General features: G+C 37.6%; 13 protein-coding genes. 9 read left to right on the plus strand and 4 right to left on the minus strand.

Features of this window, described 5'->3' with window-relative positions:
* Position 1 precedes the first annotated feature (1 nt).
* Entirely contained in the window at positions 2-967 is a 966-nt protein-coding gene (tagU, locus tag NST63_RS03520) for a polyisoprenyl-teichoic acid--peptidoglycan teichoic acid transferase TagU (RefSeq protein ID WP_341041273.1), read from the minus strand.
* A gap of 366 nt (positions 968-1333) precedes the next feature.
* On the opposite strand from tagU, the gene NST63_RS03525 reads away from it, so the two are divergent.
* From NST63_RS03525 to NST63_RS03550, 6 genes are all read left to right on the plus strand, one after another.
* Complete coding sequence (locus NST63_RS03525) at positions 1334-4984, plus strand: S8 family serine peptidase (protein ID WP_341041274.1); 3651 nt, start codon at positions 1334-1336, stop codon at positions 4982-4984.
* Between the two features lie 230 nt (positions 4985-5214).
* On the plus strand, positions 5215-6333 hold the full coding sequence (locus tag NST63_RS03530; RefSeq protein WP_180212294.1) for a polysaccharide deacetylase family protein: 1119 nt from the start codon (positions 5215-5217) through the stop codon (positions 6331-6333).
* Between the two features lie 275 nt (positions 6334-6608).
* Positions 6609-7049 (plus strand): SRPBCC family protein, encoded by a 441-nt coding sequence (locus NST63_RS03535; protein WP_078110132.1) that lies wholly within the window; start codon positions 6609-6611, stop codon positions 7047-7049.
* Positions 7050-7307: 258 nt separating this feature from the next.
* Positions 7308-7898 (plus strand): TetR family transcriptional regulator, encoded by a 591-nt coding sequence (locus NST63_RS03540; protein ID WP_180212293.1) that lies wholly within the window; start codon positions 7308-7310, stop codon positions 7896-7898.
* On the plus strand, positions 7895-8290 hold the full coding sequence (locus NST63_RS03545) for a DUF5367 family protein (protein WP_180212292.1): 396 nt from the start codon (positions 7895-7897) through the stop codon (positions 8288-8290). Before NST63_RS03540 ends, NST63_RS03545 begins: the two co-directional genes overlap by 4 nt.
* Positions 8291-8442: 152 nt before the next feature.
* Positions 8443-9423: a quinone oxidoreductase family protein gene (locus NST63_RS03550; RefSeq protein WP_341041275.1), complete on the plus strand. Its 981-nt coding sequence runs from the start codon at positions 8443-8445 to the stop codon at positions 9421-9423.
* A 44-nt stretch (positions 9424-9467) separates the two neighbouring features.
* On the opposite strand, the gene NST63_RS03555 is transcribed toward NST63_RS03550, so the two are convergent.
* The 3 genes from NST63_RS03555 to NST63_RS03565 all read right to left on the minus strand — a co-directional run bounded on the left by NST63_RS03555 (position 9468) and on the right by NST63_RS03565 (position 14048).
* The gene (locus NST63_RS03555; RefSeq protein ID WP_341041276.1) at positions 9468-9911 is read right to left on the minus strand and encodes a GNAT family N-acetyltransferase; all 444 of its coding nucleotides are present in this window, start codon (positions 9909-9911) and stop codon (positions 9468-9470) included.
* A gap of 172 nt (positions 9912-10083) precedes the next feature.
* Entirely contained in the window at positions 10084-11979 is a 1896-nt protein-coding gene (locus NST63_RS03560; RefSeq protein WP_341041277.1) for an FAD-dependent oxidoreductase, read from the minus strand.
* A gap of 107 nt (positions 11980-12086) precedes the next feature.
* Positions 12087-14048 carry an LTA synthase family protein gene (locus NST63_RS03565; protein WP_078110126.1) on the minus strand — a complete coding sequence of 654 codons (1962 nt, stop codon included), beginning with the start codon at positions 14046-14048 and terminating at the stop codon, positions 12087-12089.
* A 313-nt stretch (positions 14049-14361) separates the two neighbouring features.
* Here NST63_RS03565 and NST63_RS03570 point away from each other — a divergent pair, with 313 nt between their 5' ends.
* The 3 genes from NST63_RS03570 to NST63_RS03580 all read left to right on the plus strand — a co-directional run bounded on the left by NST63_RS03570 (position 14362) and on the right by NST63_RS03580 (position 22115).
* Entirely contained in the window at positions 14362-15789 is a 1428-nt protein-coding gene (locus NST63_RS03570) for an N-acetylmuramoyl-L-alanine amidase (protein ID WP_341041278.1), read from the plus strand.
* Positions 15790-15874: 85 nt separating this feature from the next.
* Positions 15875-17545 carry a S8 family peptidase gene (locus NST63_RS03575; protein WP_341041279.1) on the plus strand — a complete coding sequence of 557 codons (1671 nt, stop codon included), beginning with the start codon at positions 15875-15877 and terminating at the stop codon, positions 17543-17545.
* Between the two features lie 943 nt (positions 17546-18488).
* Positions 18489-22115: an S-layer homology domain-containing protein gene (locus NST63_RS03580; protein ID WP_341041280.1), complete on the plus strand. Its 3627-nt coding sequence runs from the start codon at positions 18489-18491 to the stop codon at positions 22113-22115.
* Positions 22116-22473 lie beyond the last annotated feature (358 nt).

The raw sequence follows: 22473 nt of genomic DNA on the forward strand, positions 1-22473 counted from the left end.
CCTATTGAGGTGTTTCAGTCTTTACACTCTCCGTAGTTGACGGTAACTCTAAATGTTCTTTTAGACGATTGGAAACTGCTTGGCGTTCCTCCTCTGGTACAAGATAGTACCAAACTCCGTCGATCATTTTGCCGTCACCGTTAATTTGGAATTGTTTAATATTATGTCGAAGATCCTTATATTTACTTTGGATATCTACCATATCGTCTAATGTTAAATTCGTTTTTAAATTTTTCGAAACTGCATCAAGGATGTCATCATATGTCCAAAGAGAGGAGATGCTGGCACCTTTTTCAAGGATAGAATCAATAATTTGACGCTGACGAATTTGACGACCGAAATCACCACGTGGATCATCATGACGCATACGCGAATACTTTAATGCCTGACTACCATTTAAATGCAAATCTCCAACAGCAAATGTTTCTTTCCCTGCCGTAAATTCCAAGTCATTTTTGACGTCGACTCCGCCTACAGCATTCACGACATCTTTAAATCCTTGCATATTGACCATCACATAATAATCAATTGGAATACCTAGAAATTTCTCTACGGTATCCATCGACATCTCAACATCACCAAAGGCATAGGCATGATTGATTTTATCTGTAGTGCCTTTACCAACAATTTCAGTTCGTGTATCCCGAGGGATACTTAACATTTCAACAGACTTTTTATTTGGGTTGACGGTAAGAACGATAATCGTGTCAGATCGTCCTTTATCATTTTTCCGTTTATCGACTCCTAGTAATAGTACGGAAAATGGATCACGTTCCTTTAGGGTAACTTCCTTTTCACGTTTCACTGGTTGCTCACGCTTCACGACTGGTTGATGAATTTTCTTCGCTGTCTGATTGATGTTGTGATACACCGAATAGGCGAAGGCGCCGCCACCTAAAATAAACACTCCTAAAATACTTAAAACGATGATTAATATTTTTTTCTTCTTACTTTTCTTTTCTTCCATAAATGTTTCCCTTTCTATGAATATTTGCCATACAAGGTCAAATGTATACGAAAAACGCCTGTTCAAGGCTAGTGTTCGTGATGATTGAGAACGGCTATGTAAATAAAGGGTTAAATTTAAATGTTTTCCATATATTTAAATCTATGTAACTAGGTCATTCGTACACTTTAGACCACTAGTCCTACTACACAAGAATAGCAGAAATAACCAAATGCGGAAAGAAGAAATCGAATCGAGTCGGATATTAAGGAAAATATGTCGAAAATGATGATCCTACTATATATATAAAATATGTTATTCTTAAATTAGCAGAATATTAATACAACTAGAGTAAGAAAAAATTATCAAACTTAAGGGGGAGCAGAATTGATCAAAAGAAGTGCAGCAATATTATTAATCTTTCTTTTAGCATTTTCTAGCACAGCATTAGGTGCAAGTCCAAAGGTGGCTTCACCGCAAACGGGAAAAATCAAAGCAAGCAGTAATGAAAATGTTCGGGTCATTATTGAACTAAAAGATGATCCCAAAATTAATATCGCTACAGAAAAGGGCATGAAATTTAGCGAATTAAATGAAAAAACAAAAGAAGAGTTAGAAAATGACGCAATTAAGAGTCAGAATAAAGTGAAGACTCAAATTAGTGAGCAAAAAGTTAACGCCAAATTTCTACATAATTTTACAACAGTCGTCAATGGCTTTAGTGCAGAAATTAAGCAAGGCGATATTGCAAAAGTAGAAAAAATTCCGAACGTAAAAAGAGTCCAAGTAGTTCATAAGTATGATATGCCAAAAGTTCAACCAGAAATGAAATATAGTAAAGAGCTTGTACAGGCTCAAAAGGCATGGAGAACTACTGGATTTAAAGGTCAAGGTATGATCGTTGGAATTATCGATACAGGCATTGACTATAATCATAAAGATATGAAACTATCAGATGATGCTTCCGCAACACTCACAAAGGATGGAGTGACGAAGCTTAAGCTAGCGAATAATCTTCCAGGAAAATACTATACGGCGAAGGTACCATATGGCTATAACTATATGGATAAAAACAGCGATATCATTGATAGTACCGCAGGAGCATCCATGCATGGAATGCACGTAGCGGGTACAGTTGCAGCAAATGGTAACGAGGAAAATGGTGGAATTCAAGGAATCGCACCTGAAGCACAGTTACTAGCATTAAAGGTGTTTGGAAATGATCCTGAAATGAAGAGTACGTATAGTGATGTATATGTAAAAGCGATTGATGATGCGATTAAGCTTGGAGCGGATGTCCTCAATATGAGCTTAGGATCAACTGCAGGATTTGTCGCAGCTGATGATCCAGAACAGGAAGCGATCAAGCGCGCAACAGATAGTGGAATTCTTATGTCAATCTCTGCTGGGAACTCAGCACTTTTAGGAGATGGATATAGCACTCCATTTGCATCCAACCCAGATTATGGAGTGGTCGGTTCACCAGGTCTAGCAACTGAATCACTTCAGGTTGCAGCCTATGAAAATACGAATATGGATGTCGATGCATTATCCTATACCGTTGATGGACAGGATCCGGTGAATGCCGCCTTTTTATCAGCTGGAAGTACTCATCCGAAAGACTATACGCAAAAAAGCTTTGAAATCCTAGATGCAGGATTAGGAAAAGCAGAAGAATTTGCAGGTAAGGATTTTAAAGGAAAATACGCTCTTGTCCAACGTGGAGAGATTGCTTTTACAGATAAAGCATTAAATGCTCAAGCAGCAGGAGCGATCGGGATCATCATCTACAATAATTCCGATGGGATTGTGAATATGGCAACTGATGCTAAGATTACCATTCCTTATTTGTTCATGTTAAAGAGTGATGGGGATAACATCAAAGCGGCTTTAGCTGGTGGCAAAAAAGTAACCCTTGATTTTAAAGGGGAGCAGCAGACAATTACGAATCCTGATGCAGGAAAAATGAGTGCGTTCTCCTCATGGGGATTAACACCAAGCCTAGATTTCAAACCAGAAATCACAGCACCAGGTGGACAAATTCTATCAACATTAAACAATAATAAATATGGATTGATGAGTGGAACATCGATGGCAGCGCCACATGTTTCAGGTGGTGCAGCACTTGTACTTGAACGTGTTCGCAATCAATTAAATGGGACGATGAAAAATGCTGAGCGCGTGAAGCTAGCGAAAAATCTTTTAATGAATACAGCATCACCAGTTACATTGAACAATGTGTTCGTCTCTCCAAGACGTCAAGGTGCAGGCTTAATGCAATTAAATGCTGCACTAACAACACCGGTCATTGTGACTGATTCAAAAACAAATGAAGCAAAAGTAGCTTTAAAAGAAGTAAAATCTGATTTCGTTACATTTGAATTAACAGCGAAAAACCTGACAGATAAAGAAGTTACTTATGAGGCACATGCAAATGCCCAAACAGATAAAACTGTCTCTAAAGACAATCAATTATTCGTACAGCCAAATACACAAGGTTCACTTGATTTAGTAAAAGCAGGCCTTGCGTATGTAACAGTGAACGGTGCAGAAACGTCCACTATTAAAATTCCAGCAAATAGCACAGCGAAAGTAGAAGTGAGAGTTAGTGTAGTAAAAGGAGATACTGATTTAAGTAAGCAATTCCCTAATGGATATTGGTTAGAAGGATTTGTTACATTCAAAGATCCATCTGATAAAAATCCAGAACTAACTGTTCCATATACTGGATTTAAAGGGGAATGGGATGCAGCGCCGATCTTTGATCAGCCATCTTGGGAAGCTCGCTCATTCTATGGCGTGACGGGTGTAACTACATCCATTGGTGATGATTTCGATTTCATCGGAGTAAATCCAAGAACAGGTAAAGTTGATCCTAATACAATTGCATTTTCTCCAGATGGGGATGGTGTCCAAGATAATGCCGTACCAATCCTATCCTTCTTAAGAAATGCAAAAGAAGTAAAATATGTTGTATTAGATAAGGATCGTAAAGAAATTCGCACGCTCCGTACAGACAAGAATGCTCGCAAGGATGGCTATGATTCAGGACAATCCACTCAATTCCATTTAGATATCGAAACTGGCTGGGATGGGAAAATCAATGGCCAAGTAGCGAAGGAAGGCCAATATTATCTAGCTGTTACTGGTGTCATCGACTATCCAGAAGCTCAACCACAAACCATTGTATTACCGGTTAAAGTTGATGTAACAAAGCCTAAGCTAGAAGCAAGCTTTAATAGTGAAACACAAACAGTATCCGTGCAAGCATCTGATAACCAAGGCGGAAGCGGATTGGCTTATTGGGATGTACTTGTGGATGGAAAATCAGTAACGAATGAAGCTTATTATTCAATGGATGATCACAAGCATACATTGGAAAAAATCGTAGCGCCAGATCAAGAGTTAAAGGTGGTTGCCTACGATAATGCTGGAAATAAGACTGAGCAGGTTATCACTTACGGCACTGACGTTACAAAGCCTGCGATCCATTTACTTACACCTGAATTTATGGACGCCTTAAATACGAAAGAAGTGGAATTCTCCGGTTATGTCACAGACAAATCAAAAGTAACTTCTTTAAAAATTGGTGACCAAAAGGTTGATTTAAAAGAAACAGAAGCAAATAAATACGAATTTAGCACCACTTTAAAAGTGAAAAAGGATGGAATCTACGAAACGAAATTAATCGCGTATGATGTAAGTGGCAACTTCCACGAAATTAATCGTCCATATATCGTTGATACCACTGCACCTAAGCTAAAGGTTAAAGGCACAAAGGCGACTGTTGATAAAGACACAGATAAAGTAAGAGTATCCTTAGATGTCCAAGATAATTTCGACGATATCCGTGTTTATGTCAATGACAGTGAAATCTTTGCGCAGGAACTGAAGGAACCATATCAAATGCGTGCATTCAATAAAACGATTGAATATGATGTAAATCTAAACGAAGGTGAAAATACGTTTGTCTTCAAAGTAGTAGATATTGCAGGAAATGAAACAACGAAGGAAGTAAAAATTAAAAGAGGAAAATAAAAATGATCCAATAACGAGGATGCCCTACATAAGGGTAGCCTCGTTATTTTTTTTTAATCATAGTTTTCAATTACCATACATAAACTCTAGTAAACTACATAATAATTAGGGAGGGACAAACCCTAAATAAATTTTTATTGACGGCTATAGTTTATTACCATAATCTACTAATATATTATTTTCCATGCTTCGACAAAAACAAAGGATAAAATAAAGGGGAGAAATTTCTCATGAAAAAAATTTCAATGATTCTACTTCTGAGTCTTATTTGTGCATTAGGCTTCTTTAGTGGAAAAGCTGAAGCGAGCTCAACAGGGCCAGCTTCCATTGTCATAAATGATGAATTGATAAAATTTAAAGATGTTAAACCATTTATGTCAAATAACGTAACCTACGTCCCACTTCGTCTCTTTTCTCAATCATTAGGAGTAGATGTGAACTGGGATCAGCAAAAGCAGATAGCTATTTTGACGAAAGCAACAAGAAAACTATCCCTTGATCTGAAGCAAAATATGATAATAACGGAATCTGGTGGAAAGCAGAAGGTATCACTCCATCTTGTAAATAATCAAATGGTTGCACCATACCGATTTATTGGTGAATATTTTGGTTACCAAGTCGAATATGTACAAAAAGGATCTTTTGCTAGAATTATAGATAAAAACGCAAAATTATCAAATGAACAAATCTATGAAAAATATAAAAAAGAATTAACAAAGACAATAGTAAAACCAGGGAAGGTCGCCTACCTCACCTTTGATGATGGCCCAAACGCACATACCGAGAGAATCCTGAATATTTTAAAAAAATATGATGCCAAGGCAACCTTTTTCATGCTGAATGACAATATGGCCTCGCACCAAACCGTTGTCAAAGAAATGGTTAGCGAAGGACATGGAGTTGGCTGTCATGGGGTGACCCATGATCAACAAAAATTTTACCGGTCCCCAGCCTCAGCAGTTGGTGAAATGAATACATGTTTAAGTACATTAGCAAAAATTACAGGACAACACTCTACTGTTATCCGAGTTCCATATGGTAGCAAACCATATATGACCACAAACTACCGCAAGGCGATGGATGCAAAGGGCTACCAAATGTGGGATTGGAATGTCGATAGCCTAGATTGGAAACTATTAAACGGACCGAAAACAGCCAACTATACAATCAATCAAATTAAAGCCTTACAAAAGAGTGGAACGTCACCATTAATCCTGTTCCACGACAAAGCAACAACTGCAGACGCTCTACCTGCCGTTCTCAGCTACTTAAAGGAAAACGGATATGAGCTATTGCCGATTACCAATGAAATTGAGGCATATAACTTCTGGGATCGGAGGAAGATTTAAGAGAGTCGTAGTAGATGGAGGTTTGAACGTAGATTCATTCAAGATAGCGGAAAAATTGAATGTGAAGTAGTAGAATCCAGAGCGGCAACGTAGAATCATTCAAAATTTCCGTAGAAACCGGGGATATTCCCGTTGAATAGTTAACGTAAAAATACGAAATAATAAAAGAGGGGATATGGTTATCCTCTCTTTTATTATTTCATGGATTGATATTTGAATAGTTTGAACAATGATTTATAATAGAGGTAAATATACAAGAAGAGAGTTGAGTCAGAATGGATACTCAAGTAACAACAAAATTTAAAATAGTGAAGCCTGCTAGTGAAGTTTTCGAGGCAATCGTAGATCCCGAAAAAATAGGAAACTTCTGGTTCTCCTCCAGTTCGGAAAGATGGGAGCAAGGCAAGAGCATTACTCTAAGATATGATGAATACAATGCAGAAGGTAAAATCCATGTAGTAGAGGTTGAGGAAAATAAGAAAATTGTGTTTTCCTGGGGACCTGAAGATCAAGAAACGATTGTTACTATCTTACTTGTAGAGTTAGATCAGACAAGTACCCGTATAGAAGTAACTGAATCAGGCTTTAATGGGGATGATCCTGAAATCGTAAACACGATGTTAGGGCAAAAGGAAGGCTGGGTCTTTGCGTTAACCTGCTTAAAGGCGTACTTAGAAAATGGGATTACAACTTTGAGAGGTTCATTAATTCATTAGTTGCATGGTTAAGTCAATGCTATGATAATCATCATTTCAATCAAAGCAAAAAAAATGTAAGTATGGAAAGGGGCTAAGGTTAGCCCATTTTATATTTCTCCTAAATAATATCCACTAATCCTTCAAAAAAACTCACTAAACAAGTGTACTAAAGCTAACTCCAAAAATATTTCACTCTAGAAAGGAAATGATTGTAAATGTCGGAATTTTCCATTAAAATATAGTTAGTCAGTTGAATAACTAAAAGGAGGTGAAAAAATGGCAAAGCCAAATGTCATAAGTAAGCATGAATTAATTCAATATGCAAAGGAGTGTTTGGTTGATAAGGGAATAGAGAAATTTACTTTGAGAGCAGTAGCAGAAGAAGCAGGGGTAACACAAGGAACAATCTATTACCATTTTAAAACAAAGGAACAATTGCTATTAGATATGGTAAAGGATATTTGCGAAAGTTCTTGGACTGAAATTTCACAGCAAGATCATTCCTATATCATAAGCCAAGCAATTGAGTCTGCTAAAAGTCGTTGTTCACATGACTCTTTTTTTCATAAGTTATTTTTTACGCTAGTTACTTCAAGCTTTAATAATGAAAAAATAAGAAGTCAATTAGGCGATGTTATTATAGCAGAAAATCAGGCTTTAACGAATAATTTAACCAATCTATGGACTGAGTCACCAATTGAAGGCGTTACCCTTAAGACATGGGGAATTCTTTTAAATGCGGTGGTTGATGGGATAGCGCTCCAGGCATTAGTTCAAAAGGATTTTCCAGTAGATAAAACATACGAAGAAATTGAACGATTGCTTAAAGGACTTGGGAATATGCTAAATAGGGAGGGCAATGAATGAAAGGCTATATCGTTACAGCGGTATGGGGGTTGATTGTATGGCTATTTGCTACACTCTTTTTTGTACTTTTTGGAGATCGTGTTCTTGTTAGTCCTAGAACAAATCATTACGTGATCAGTATTGTCTTATTATTAATTTGCACAGGACTTGTACTTTGGGGTGTTACGTATGTGTATCTTTTCTTCGATAAAACCAAAAAGGCAGCATTAAAATTCGGAGTCATTGGTACGATTATTGGTTTAGCCTTGGACACATTTTCCATATCCAATCACCAGTTTATTTTTCCAAAGCTAAGCGATTCACAGATTATTGCTTTTACGGCATGGATGTCTTTTGCCTATGCCTTATATTTATTGATCCCTGCAATGATATACAAAAAAAGAGCTTTATAGGGAAGGGTATGATGGTGATTTTTCGATCACCATTTTTTTAATTCATAGGAATCATAAGATTTATTTATATAAAAGTATAAATTATTAGTCATATTCCATCTGAAGAAATTCCTTTAAAATGTAAACCAACATATAATCGAAGGGGGATAAAGATGAAAGCAATCGTTGTTACTGAATTCGGCAAGCCTGAAGTGATGAAATACATGGATATAGATATTCCAACGATCAAACCTACGCAAGTATTAATTCAAGTGGAGAAAACAAGTGTCAATTATGCGGATGTAAAAGCAAGATACGGTAAAAAAGGTAGTGGAAAACTGCCATTTGTGCCTGGACTCGATGTAGCTGGAACCATTGTCGAGAGAGGCTCAGAGGTTCAACATTTACAGGTTGGACAACAAGTCATTGCTTTTCCAGCGAGTGGTTCATATTCAGAATATGCGGTGGCTGAACAGAATCTTACATATGAAATACCCGACACGATTGATTTTGATACGGCGGCTGCTTGTCCAACGGTATCCTTCCTTTCCTATAAATTGCTGGTGGAGATAGCGAGGATAGAAAAAGGGGAAACCATCCTTATTCATGCTGCAGCTGGGGGAGTAGGGACAACTGCGATTCAATTAGCAAAAATTTTAGGTGCTGGGAAAGTGATAGGAACAGTCGGAAATGAAAACAAAGCATCAATCGCGTTAAAAGCGGGTGCAGATCATGTGATTGGCTATCAAAACTTCGAGGAAAAAGTAAATGAGCTTACTGATGGTAAAGGGGTATCGATCGTTTTAGATTCTATCGCTGGGGAAACGACGGAAAGAAGTTTAACTTGTCTAGCTCCATATGGACGATTCGTTCAATTCGGTCATTCTAGTGGAAAGGCATGGACCATTAAAACAAGCGATCTTCACTCAAGTTGTCGCTCTATCCTTGGCTTTAGCTTAGGCACCACTCGAAAGCAGCGACCAGACTCTTTGCAGACTACAGCTAAACAGGTCCTAAAGTATATAAGTGAAGGGAAGCTAAAGTTCGAAATCAGTCATCGTTTTCCATTGAAAGATGCTCAATTAGCTCATCAATTAATTGAGAGTAGATTAAGTACCGGAAAGATATTGTTAGATGTAAGAAATAATGGGTGAACGTGAAATGCCTCTCAATAAAAGCTTGTAGACAGTAGCATTGTCTACAAGCTTTTAAGTGTTTTGGTCATTAAAATATGAGGAATCCCATCCTCCATAAATTCACTGGATGAGGTTTGATATCCAAGCTTTTTATAAAATCCTTCTGCTTGTGTTTGACCATGTAATTTGACTTTAGTCACTTCTTGTTCAACTGCTATTTCCTCTAATGCATAAATGATCACTTTACCAAGTCCAAATTTACGGTATGGCTCTAGTATACAAATTCTCTCCAATTTACCTACGCCATCAACCATTCGGATTCTGCCTGTTCCTACCGGTTCTTCGTGGTAATATACTAAAACATGCTCACAGTCTGCATCCAATGAATCAAATTCGTCGAATTCATCTGCAAGTGGTACGCCTTGTTCCTTAACGAATACTTCTTCTCTGATAGAAAATGCAATTTTCAACTCAGCTTCTCTCGTCACTCTTTTTGATGTTTTCATTTATTAGCCCCTTCTAGATTTATACTAGTCTCTATTAAAAGTATATAAGAAAAATAATTTGTTGTAAATGCAACAAAATATAAAATTCAAGTATCGAATCATAAAATTACACGCTCAATCAACCACCACAACAAAAAAGCGTGAGAATCTCAGACTCCCACGCTCCAATCTCTTACTTTGTTTCCTTTTCAATATACTGATACATTAAGTAGGCTAAATAATACGCTTCTTTTCCTTTTAGCTCACGATCTTCTTTTACATGATTGGTAAAGGTATCATTCACGATGCCTTTTTTCATTAATGCTTCCCATGCTTGGTCACCAGTAGCTGGTTCACCGAAGTAGGTCATGATCATTTGTGCGGCTTTGTTTCGTGTAATTGGTGTATCATCTTCAGCTGCTAAGTCCTTCACAGCCATGATTCCATTGGTATACTTTTGTTCCACGACTGGTGAAATACGTTTTGTATTCGCAAGGAAGTAGAAGAAGAACTTTTCACTAAATGGTTTGTCAACCGGAAGTGTGTTTTCATAGCCACCTACGACTGCTCCGTAATTGAGGAGCTTTTGCACCGCAGGATAGTACCATTCTCCTTGATAGTTGTATTTAATATCAAAATGGTAGAGCTTCGCCCCTTGATCCTCAAGTTGATCGCGTAATGTTTCTATCAGCTTTTTGTCTTTACTCATATCTCGGAAGGAAATATCATTTTTTATTGCTAGCGATGCGGCGACACCAGCAGCTTGTCCAGCTGACATTCCTGTTGGAACGACGCGGGCACTTCCTGCAGCGAGTGATGAATAGCCACTTGCCTTGCTTGCTACAAGTAATCCGTCAATTTCCTGTGGAACTAAAGAACGGAATGGGATTGCATATTGAACAGGTGCGGCCATGACATAGCCGTAATCCTGTGGTGATGTTGCTTGGACATCAGAAGGATAGGCGCCAAAGCCAATGCTATCCCATTGATCACGGTTTTCCCATACATCAGACATTTTTACGGCATATTCAGCTTTAATATGGCGCGTTTCTCGAACATATAGCTCATTCGGATAGTCGACGATTTCAGCTTTTTCGAAGCCTGGGAAGTTCTTTTGTAAAAATTCTACGACGCCTTTCGTTTCCTGCTTACCTATTTCAATCGCTTTTTGTTTTGATTCAGGGTCGAGTCCATCAATACCAAAGATTTGTAGGGCATTAATGAAGACGGTGCCATCCTTTTGCTTCACGATGTTTAAGCCGCGTAATCTAGTATTCTCTAAGGTTGGTTTATAGGCTGTATGTAGGCCAGTGAATCCCCAGCCAACGGTTGCGCGGACATTCCCGCCGCCAAACAATCCCTTCGCGGCTGCCTTTCGCATCTCTTCCCAATCAACGCCTTTTAAGTGGATCATTAGGGTAACCGCCATTTTGCGGTCCTTCAAGCCAATATCCTCGCCACCTTCAAAATAAGGAGCACCGGCCTTAACCGCTAAATCAGCGTCTTGGGTTGAGTCAATAAATGCCTTTGCTTCAATCGTTTTTTCTTGCCTTTGGGCATCTTTAATCTTAATTCCTGTTAATTGATTTTGTTCTTTCACAACATCGACTAATTGTGTTTTTAAGCTAAGTGTTAAATTTGGCTCGTCCTGAACAAGCTTTAGAAAAGCAAGCTTGCCTTCTTTAATATCAAAGCCTGTTTGATTTCCTACGAGCTTATGCCATTCAGAAAAGATTCCTGTGTTAGCAGGTGCCCCTTTCTTATCCTGGCTTAAATCTAGAAAGTTCAACATTCCATAGGTGAATAAACCGCCCAGTCCATCACGATGCTCGATGAGGAGTGTTTTTGAACCAGATCGAGCGGCGGCAACTGCAGCTGCTACCCCTTCAGGTTCTCCACCAACGACAACAACATCATAGCTTTCCTTCAATTCTGGATGTTTATACGGCTTAACAGTAGTGAGTTCTTTGCTACTTTCCGCAGGCTTGTCTTGATTTTTTGATTGATTGTAAAGCTTTTTTAATGGAAAAAGTAAAGCAATCACAATGACCAAAGCCAAACAGAGAATAAGTATTTTTTTGTTCTTCATTCGCTTCTACCTTTCATTCATTTTAGTGAGTAAATGCCCCCCGAATTACTCCTCTTGAAAAAAGGTGACGAAAGCCTACAATGAAAGTTTTCGTCACCTATTAGAATTTATTTCTGTTTCCCTTCAAACTCCGTCACTAAATTTCCCATAATCATATGGTCGGAAATCGTGAGTCGTTCGCGGGATTCATCATATCCAGCTTTACATTGTTGGACATCGGTTTCTTGTTCAGTTTTTAAATCATAACAAATTCCGTTGCTGAACACACCATCCTGGGATGCTTTATAATACACCTTCCCATTCGTAAAGGATCCATAACGGAAGACAACGAGATTATCTTCTTTAGATACAATATTGCTTCCCATCATATAAAGATTGTTAGGTTTCATTCCAAGTAGATGGAAGATGGTTGGTGCGATATCTAATTGTCCAGCCGTTTTCTCATAAATACCTTTTCCTGCATCATTCGGTAAGTGGATGATGAGTGGTACTTGATTGTATAAGCGCTCGACATTCAATGGTGTATTTTCCACACCAGCGATCTTCGTCATATTCGCATCTTCCTTAACCCCATAGTCATGGTCACCATACATAATGAGGACTGACTTATCCCATAATCCTTCTTTTTTCAAGCGTTCTACCATTTCACCAATCGCTTTATCTGTGTAGTGAACAGATTGTAAGTAATTCGCGAAAATGCCTGAGTAGCCTTCCAAATTTAATTCCTTATATTGTGACTGGATTTCATATGGATGGTGACTCGTTAATGAAATCATAAAGGAATAGAATGGTTGATCAAAGGTCTTCATCTTATCAATGGCCTGTTGGAAGAATGGACGATCGCCCAATGCCCAACCAGCGATTTCCCCTGGTTTGAAATCATCTTTACCGAAGAAATGCTGCATGCCATTGTTTTGGTACATGACATAACGATTCCAGAAGCTTTTTTCATAGGCATGGAAAGCAGCAGTGGTGTAACCAGCCTTGGAAAGATTCGTAGCTAGTCCATCAAATTTCTGATTTCCATAACGCACATAGACAGAACCTGATGTTAAAGGATACATCGATTCATTTGTTAAAAATTCTGCATCCGATGTCCGACCCTGTGCGGCTTCATGGTAAAAGTTTTTATAATACATACTATCTTTAATTAACTTATTAATATTTGGCGTAATCTCTTGGCCATTCACCTTTTGATTAATGAAGAAGTTATTAAAGGCTTCAAGCTGAATCATAATGATGTTTTTGCCTTTCGCTATGCCATCATATGGTGAATTGGCAGCCAATGTTTTTTGATGCTCCTTGAACCAATCCTGTGCCTTCTTTTTGTCTTCCTTCGAAATCACGGTTTTATGGATAAAGGTTTCATCGACAAACTTATACGCATCATAGGCGTGGAAGCCAATAAGCCCAGTCTTATTAAATAAGGACATATTGTACCAGTTTTGCTTGAACAGTACATTCCCATACTTGCTAATATAATCTTGTGTCGGCGCATAGACAAAGATAAATCCGATCACTGCAACGAGTACAGAGGTAGCGGCTTTGCCACGGAAGCCGATTTGCTTCTTCCATTTAATCTTCCTTATATATAGGAAGATAATGATCGGAATGAGAATAATCAAATCAATGAAAAAGACAAGATCCTTCCATTGAAATAAATCCTTAATACTTCCACTAACTGCACCTGTTTGATTCGCTTGTGATAGAACCGGGATCGACAGGATATCATGGAAATAACGGTAATAGATAATATCCGCAATCGCGATAAAGCTAATGACAAGGTTTAAAATAAACAAGGCAATTAACTGTTTTCGTCCTGACATAAACAAGGTCCAGAACGATAGAAGCAATAATGCCCCAAAGCTAACTAAAAATAGCCCCGTATAAAAGGCTTCAAAGCTTCCTTGCTTAAAGAGTACCGAAAAGCCATTTTTAAAATATCCCAGATTATCTAAAAGAAATGTTGTATTTGTATTTTTCGAAAATAAGTGTAGTTTCAATGTAATGAGCATCAAGAAAATGATGAACGCCAGATGCTCTTTTATAAACGCCCAAATCTTATTCAAAAAACATGTCGCCTCCTAACCGCAGTCTACCGACAAAAATCGTCGGAATATGATTAAAATCATACTAATTTTTACGATACATGTTTGACTTCCAATTATCAACAGGAAATTTTGGTTATCCATTCAGAGAAAAGGCTACTAAGCACTGTTCTTATGAGAGAAGGAATACCTTCGAGTTTAATCATTTTTTTCTAATAATATATGAGTCCAAAAAACTATTTTTATATTTTTCAAGAAAAATGTCAAAGAGAGCAGAAAATTATGATAAACTATGACATGAAATGACAAATAGAGGGAGGTTTGAACCGCGACTGTGAAGACTTACAAAAAAATAATATCCATCTTAGCGATTCTTGTCCTAGCAATGATCCCTATTAAAGGTCATGCTGCAGGCACGATGAGCGATATTCCGGCAAAGTCCAAAACGGAAATTGATTATTTAATCAATAACAAAGTGATTACGGGGTATCCTGATCAGACCTTCCGTCCGAATAATAATGTGACTCGTGAGGAAGCTGCAACGATGATCGGTCGGGCGATTGGATTAAACGGAACACAAAGAACGACGAGCTTTGCTGATGTAAAGGCAAGCAGCTTTGGTTCTGGTTATATTCAATCTGCAGTAGAAGCAGGGATTATTACAGGATATGAAGACAAAACATTTAAGCCGGCAAACAAGATTACAAGAGGCGAAATGGCTTATCTGCTAACAAAAGCATTCAAGCTAAAAGAAACAAGCAAAGTTTCTTTTAAAGATGTGATTATGACATCGAATCAGGGTATCGTTATCAATCAAATGGTAACAGGCGGACTTTCAAATGGGTATCCAGATGGAACGTTCAAGCCAACAAACAATATTAGCCGCGAGGAATTCTCCTTAATGGTCGCACGTGGGATGAACGAAGACTTCCGAGTATCCTCTGAAGCAAAACCCCTTGGCGTCAAATATGTGAATGCTACCTCATTAAATGTAAGAAAAGGACCTGACACAAGCTACGCAGCCATTGGTTATTTAAAGAGCGGCGACAAAGTGACGGTCTACAGTATTGCAAATAACTGGGCATACATAACAAATGGTAGTTTAACAGGTTATGTAAGTGCGTCTTATCTATCCGATGCACCACCTGTAGTACAACCACCAACTGATCCACAAGATCCAACACCTCCAGTGACTGGAAAGCATGTTATCACAATTGATGCAGGGCATGGCGGCAAGGATCCCGGTTCCTCTGGAAATGGACTAGTGGAAAAAGATATTACATTAGCTGTGTCCCTAAAGGTGCAGAAAAAGCTTGAAGCTGCAGGCATCAAAGTTGTCATGACGAGAACAGGTGATACGTATCCAACTTTGCAGCAAAGAATTAATATTGGTGTAAATGCGAAAGCCGATACATTTGTAAGTATTCATGCCAATAAATTTGGCAGTGAAAGTGCGAATGGAACGGAATCCTACTATAATACAAAGGCTGCATTAAGCCCTCGTGCGGAAGCAAGCAAGCAGCTGGCAACATTTATTCAGAAGCGCTTAGTAAAAGCTCTCGGTACAACAGATCGTGGCGTGAAAACGGCTGATTATCAAGTCATCACATACAATCCACTTCCTGCTGCATTAATAGAACTTGGCTTCTTATCGAATAAATCAGATGCAAGCAAACTAGGTTCAGATAATTATCAAAACCTAGCGGCACAAGCAATCGTTGATGGAATCAAAGATTACTATAATTGGAAAGACAAACAATAAGCTATTGGGGCTGTCTCAGATAACAAGTGTCATACACACTTATGGGACAGCCCTTCATTTTATAAAGGAAGGATACCTATTCATCATGAAAAAGATCATCCTATTATTTTCTTTCATTCTTCTAATCTTGGTATTTCCTCATGAAAGTTTCGCACAAGAGACTTCGAATCAGCATGAACGGGTTATGATTGGGATTGACCCAGGAACAGAATTAACCGAATTAAAAAAATACACCGAAGATATTCATCATGTATTTAATCAAATATCAGTCGTATCAGCGACCATTCCAGCAGCGAATAAAGAGATCATCAAAAAGCTTCCACATGTGAAATGGATGGAAGACGATCCAGAAATTCAAACCGAAGCCCAACAAACCAATTGGGGCTTGCCACAAGTCGTATCCCAGCAATCAAAAGCATTAGGTCTGACAGGAAAAGGTGTCAAAATTGCTTTAATCGATACAGGGGTAAATGAAAAGCATCCCGATTTAAACATCGCCGGCGGTGTATCATTTGTTGAATATACAAAATCTTATGAAGATGATAATGGACATGGCACACATGTCGCTGGAATCATTGGCGCATTAGATAATGATATCGGGACGGTCGGGGTCGCACCAGATGCAGAGCTTTATGCCATCAAAGCATTGGATGCTGCAGGCAATGGCCGTCAAGCAGATATGATTGCCGGGATCGAATGGGCGATCAATCATCAAGTCGATATCATTAACATTAGTATTACAAGTAAAGAAGGCTCGACAGCCTTAAAGCAAGAATTAGAAAAAGCATATAGTAAAGGGATTCTCATTGTTGCCGCAGCAGGAAACACATTGAAGCCCTTACCGTTAGGAACAGATATTTTATACCCAGCACGTTACCCAAGTGTTATCGGAGTTGGATCAATTGATCAAAACGGACAGCATTCCTCCTTCTCCTATACTGGAGATTCCTTAGAGGTTGTCGCACCGGGGAATAAAATATATAGTACGTATTACAATCCATTAACAGATACTGAAGATGATTATGCTTATGACACAGGAACATCGATGGCCACTCCATTTGTGACAGGAACCCTTGCTCTATACAAGCAGCAATTTCCAACACTGCAAAGTTCAAGAATTCGCAGTCTACTCCAAACAAATGCGATTGACCTCGGGGCACCAGGAAAAGACCCTGTATATGGATATGGGTTAGTCCAAGCACCGAAGTCAACGAAGCTTCCGGCATTAACGGATTTGAAAGCTGATGCATGGTACACCGATGAAATTAATTATTTAGTAGAAAACAAGATTATTGAGGGATATCCAGATGGAACCTTCCATCCAGAGGAATTAGTGACACGTGCAGAAGCGGTCACCATGATCGGAAAGACCTTATCCTATGATGGCACACAACAGCGGACGGTCTTCAGTGATGTGGCACCAACCTTCTATGCATCAGGCTATATTGCCAAGGCCAATGCGAATGGGATTATTACTGGTTATGAAAACAACCAATTCAAGCCTCAGGACCCGATTATTCGTGGCGATGTTGCCCTAATCTTCCAACGAGCCTATGGGTATACAAATAGTCAAAAGGCAGCATTTAATGATGTGAAACCAACTATGTACTATTATGAAGCGGTGAATGCGTTAAAGGACGCTCATATATCCAATGGATATGAAAATGGAACATTCTTACCAAACCAGCCAATTACCAGAGCGGAGTTTGCTGTATTTGTCGCTAGACAATTAAATGATGAATTTAAATTGAAATAAAAGGAAGGAGCTCACATGATTGTGGGCTCTTTTTTTGTTTGAAAAATTAATGAAATTTTAGATATAAGACAAGTTGCTTCCACATATAATCGGAAATGGTGATGACTGGATGTAAATCTGGTAAGAAAAGGAGCTAAAATACTTCCAAACTCGTACCATATTTGTCATTGAGAAAATTTTGATTTTTTTATTGTGAGTCCACGTGCATTGGTTAGAAAAAGTACCTTAAAGTGTGCAATTTAGAGGGGAAGGACGGAAATAGTCTGTCTTTACTTGTGTATAAAGTAATGGATTACCATCCTTTGGATTAGTAATTTTGTACAGGATTTTGCAGTGAATTACCTGTAGTTTGGGTCGTAACCCCTATAATACTGGATATTTTTAGATAAAAAGAATGATATTGTCTCAGGAATATTACAAATGTATTACGAATCAAAGATTTTCTCCAATTATTCTTGTATTTTCGTCAAGGGTAATGTATATTTTTCTTAAATCTTGGAAATATATTCTTCCAGATGATAGATTTAACATGTTAGTTTTTACAGAAATAGCCTTAACTTTCCACTATTTCTGTCGAAATTAATGGGAAGAGGTCACAAGTGATCTAAAAATTGGAAATGGTAATATTTTCAATGATAGATTCACTTGAAATTCATGTCATATCTTGTAATAATAACTTTATTGAGTAAATTTATCCAATGCAAAGAAAATCTAGAAACCTTAGCAAAAAATGGTTGACCTCACATTTTAGGTAAGATATACTAGTAGTTGCATTATATGCTAAATTTGCTCATTCGTATTTTACTAGGCTCGTGAGACGGCATAGGTTCATATATACATATAGTAGGAAAGATTCTAATCTTAAGACTACTTATCATGTAAACTATGTCTCCGAAACTAGTTAAATAACTATGTAGTATAAAAAAAGGGAGGAAATACAAACATGGCTAAAAAGTCACGTAAAGTATTCGCTACTACAGCAACAGCAGCATTAGTTGCATCTGCAGTAGCACCAATCGCAAGCTCAGCTGCTGGTTTCTCAGATGTTACAAAACCTGAGTACAAAACAGCTATCGATGCTTTAGCTGAAGCAGGTATTTTAAATGGTTACGAAAATGGTACGTTCAAACCTGAAAACAAGGTAACTCGTGGAGAGGTAGCAAAAGTTATCACTCTTATCAGACACCTTGAAGAAGGTACAAAAACTCCATTCAAAGATGTTAAAGATGGCTACTGGTCAACTCAATACATCAACAGCTTATATGCTGCAAAATTAGTAAATGGTTACGAAGATGGAACATTCAAACCAGAAGGTAACGTTACTCGTGCGGAATTTGCTAAATTAGTTGTTGACGCTTATGGCTTAACATTAACTAATGCTGCAACTCCATTCACTGATGTGAAAGCTGGTAACTGGGCAACTCCTTACATCCAAACAGCTTATGCTAACGGATTAATCAAAGGGGTAACTGCTTCTAAATTTGATCCAAATGCAGCTATCAAACGTGGAGACTTAGCGATTCTTTTACACCGTGCTGACTCTAAATTTGGTGATGTAATTGGTAACAACTTCCCAGGTGTTCAATTAGTTAAAGCAACTAATAATACAACTGTTGAAGTAACTTTCAAAGATGAAGTAGATGCTAAAAATGTTAAAGCAGCTAACTTCTCAATCGAAGGTTTAACTGTTTCTAACGCAGCTGTTAAACAAACAGATAGCAAAACAGTAGTTCTTACAACTTCTGCTCAAGAAGGTGGAAAGCAATACACTGTTAAATCTGGTTCAGCTACTCTTGGTAAATTTATCGGTGCATCTGCTGTAGTTCCTTCTGATATCACTGTGAACACTAAATCTTTACAAGGTGTTATTGGTGAAGAAGTAACTTTATCTGCACAAGTTAAAGTTAAAGAAGGCGAATCTGCTGCAGGTATTCCTGTAACATTCAATATTCAAAACGATAGCAAAGATAACAAAACTATCGAAGTAGAAGCATTAACAAACGACAAAGGTGTTGCTGAATACTCTTATACTCGTTATTACAATGGTGTAGATAATGCAGTAGCATATGCTACTAAAAAGTCTACTGTTAAAGATAATGCTAAAGTTTACTGGGCTTCAGCTAAACAATTAACAGTTAAAGATATTACTGAAGCAACTTCTTTAACAAACGGTTCTAAGAAAGTTTACGAAATCAACTCAGCTGCTAATGCAGGTAAGTATGTATTTGTTACTTTCAAAGAAAACCTAAATGTTGCTCCTGATAAAGCAGTTAAAGATGTTAAAGTTGAAGGTTTAGATACTTATTCAATTAAATCTAACGGAGATGTTATTGGTGTAGCATCTGAAGCTTATCCATATGAATATACAACTGGTGGAAAAGCAGTAACAGTTGTAAAATTAGATGCTTCTGGTAAAGCAAACCTTGTTGTAACTGGTAGTAACGCTGAAGTAACACCAATTGTGTTTGCAGCAGATTACAAACAAGATACTGCTGGTAAATTCACTAGCATCAATCCTTACTCTGCAACAGCTTTACAAGCACAAGCTTCAACTGTTAAGTTTGAACTTAAACATGATTTAGGTTTAACTATTAAAGCTGAGGGCGTACAAAACGCTGCGACTTACAAAAACGCTACAGAAACTGGTGGTCGTGACTACACAGTAACTTACACTGATAAAGATGGTAAGGCTGCTTCACCAGGAACTAAAGTTAAAGTTGCAATTGACACTACTGGTGTTAAAGGTGACCTTCATGTATTAGATTCTGATGGAAAAGAAATTTCTGCTACTTCTAAAGTTGGTGCTACAAACTACTATGAAGTGAAAGTAGAAAAAGAAGGTAAAGCATTATTTACAGTTGCAAGTACAAATGTAAATGATTATGTTTCACCAGTAGCATTTATCGACAATGGTAAGAGCACTGGAAACGGAGTATTAGATAAAGATGATTTACAAGCTCAAGGTGAAATCACATACTTTGTTGCTAATGTAACTTATTCTGCTGAATTAGTAGCATTAGATAAAAACGATGTTCCTGTAAAAGATGTATTAGCTAATGGTACAGAGTATGCAAAATTTGTATACGGATTAGTTGACCAAAACGGTAAACCACGTTCTAATGCAGATGCAACTAAAGTTTCATTTGAAGTAAAAGCTGGTACTGGAACTGTTTATGTAAACGGTACTGAAGTAAAAGCTGGAACTACTAAAACTGTAGAAGCTACTATTGCATCTAATGCAACAGAAGCATCAGTAAAAGTTGTTGCTCAAACTCCATCTTCAGTAACAGTAACTGCAACTGGTTCTCGTGCGGGTGTTGTATTACCATCAACAAATCCTGCTTCAGTAACAGTTAACTTCTCTCAATATGGTACTGAACCAGTAACAGGAGTAGTAACTTCATATGATACTGCACTAGATGTATTTACAATTAATAACATTGTATACAGCTATGCAACTGGTACATGGAAATATAAAGGTAGCGTTGTAACTAAATCAGCGTTTGAAGGCTATCTAGCTCAAGGAAATGCTAAAGTTTCTGTAACTAAAGATGCTGATGGCAAATTTACATTTGACATTCTTGAAAATGTTTCAGATGCTAGCATTCCTGTGACTGTGACTTCAGCTGTAGCAGTTGATACTAATGCTGATGCAATTGCAGATACTGTTGAAATTACATTTAGTAAAAATGTGGATGCTACTACATTAGCTACATCTGACTTCAAAGTAACAAATGGTACTGTTGCTTCTGTTGTTGATGGAACTGTTGATGATAATAAAATTAGCCTAACAATTACTGGTGCAACTGGTTTATCATTAGGAACACTTACTATTAATGGTAAAGATTCAGTGGCTAAAGATGGTGCAAAATTAGCATCTGGTTCATTTACTCTATCTGACGCTGTTGCTGCTACAGGTGTAACTGGTGCTGGTGTATCAACTCCTGGTACTGCTGGAACTAAGCAAGTTGAAACTTTAACTACTACTGCAGCAACTGGTACAGGTGATGCTACTGTAACTGTTGCAGCTAAAGGATTTAACGGTAATAATCCATTGAATATTACTGTACCAGTGGTAGCTTCTGATTCTGCAACAGATGTTGGAACAAAAGTTTACAACAAATTAGTAGCAGATACTAAGGTTACAAACTTCTTCGATGTAACTAAGGGTGCAACTTCTGATGAGATTATTTTAACAGCTAAAACTGCTGCAGATGATGATGCAACAATGAAAATTACTTTAGCTAATAATGTAACTACAGCTACTTCAGCTGATACAACAGCTGGTGTTGCTCCTGGTAAGGAATCAGTTGACATTACTATCTCAACTGGTGCAACTAATGCAGGTAATGTATCAGTTACATTAGTAGATGGTTCTTATAACCACTCAGTAGTTACTGCAGTTGCTGCTGGAGATTCAGCTTCAACAGTTGCAAGTAAAATTTTCGCAAAACTAATCAACGATAACAGTGTAACTAGCCATTATGATGTATCAATCAGTGGTGCTGTAATTACACTTGTAGATAAAACACCAGGTGTGAATGATACTACTGTTGTAACTGTTAAATAATAATTTATTTAGCAGAGTATTTATTGCTCACTTAATAGTATCAATAGATCATTTGGCAATTATTTTGATGAAATGTCCCGTAGAGATAATCTCTACGGGCTTTTCATTTTTTGGTTCGAGTTTTATAAAAATGAAAAGCACGATATCACCCATTATTTTATACTTGAGGTGTCGAGAAAACAAGTATAGCTAGGGAATTGTGCATGATGAATTCAAGCATAGTTTTACATAATTTGAAAAAGTGATTGTTAAGAGGACTGAAAATAGTAGAGGATAAATATTTATTTTATAGAGATACCATAAAAGAACTAGAGTGTTTATGCTTTGAGAATCACATCTAAGGTTATCTATTGATGTT

The organism is Heyndrickxia sp. FSL W8-0496, assembly GCF_038007825.1.
Taxonomy (GTDB): domain Bacteria; phylum Bacillota; class Bacilli; order Bacillales; family Bacillaceae_C; genus Heyndrickxia; species Heyndrickxia oleronia.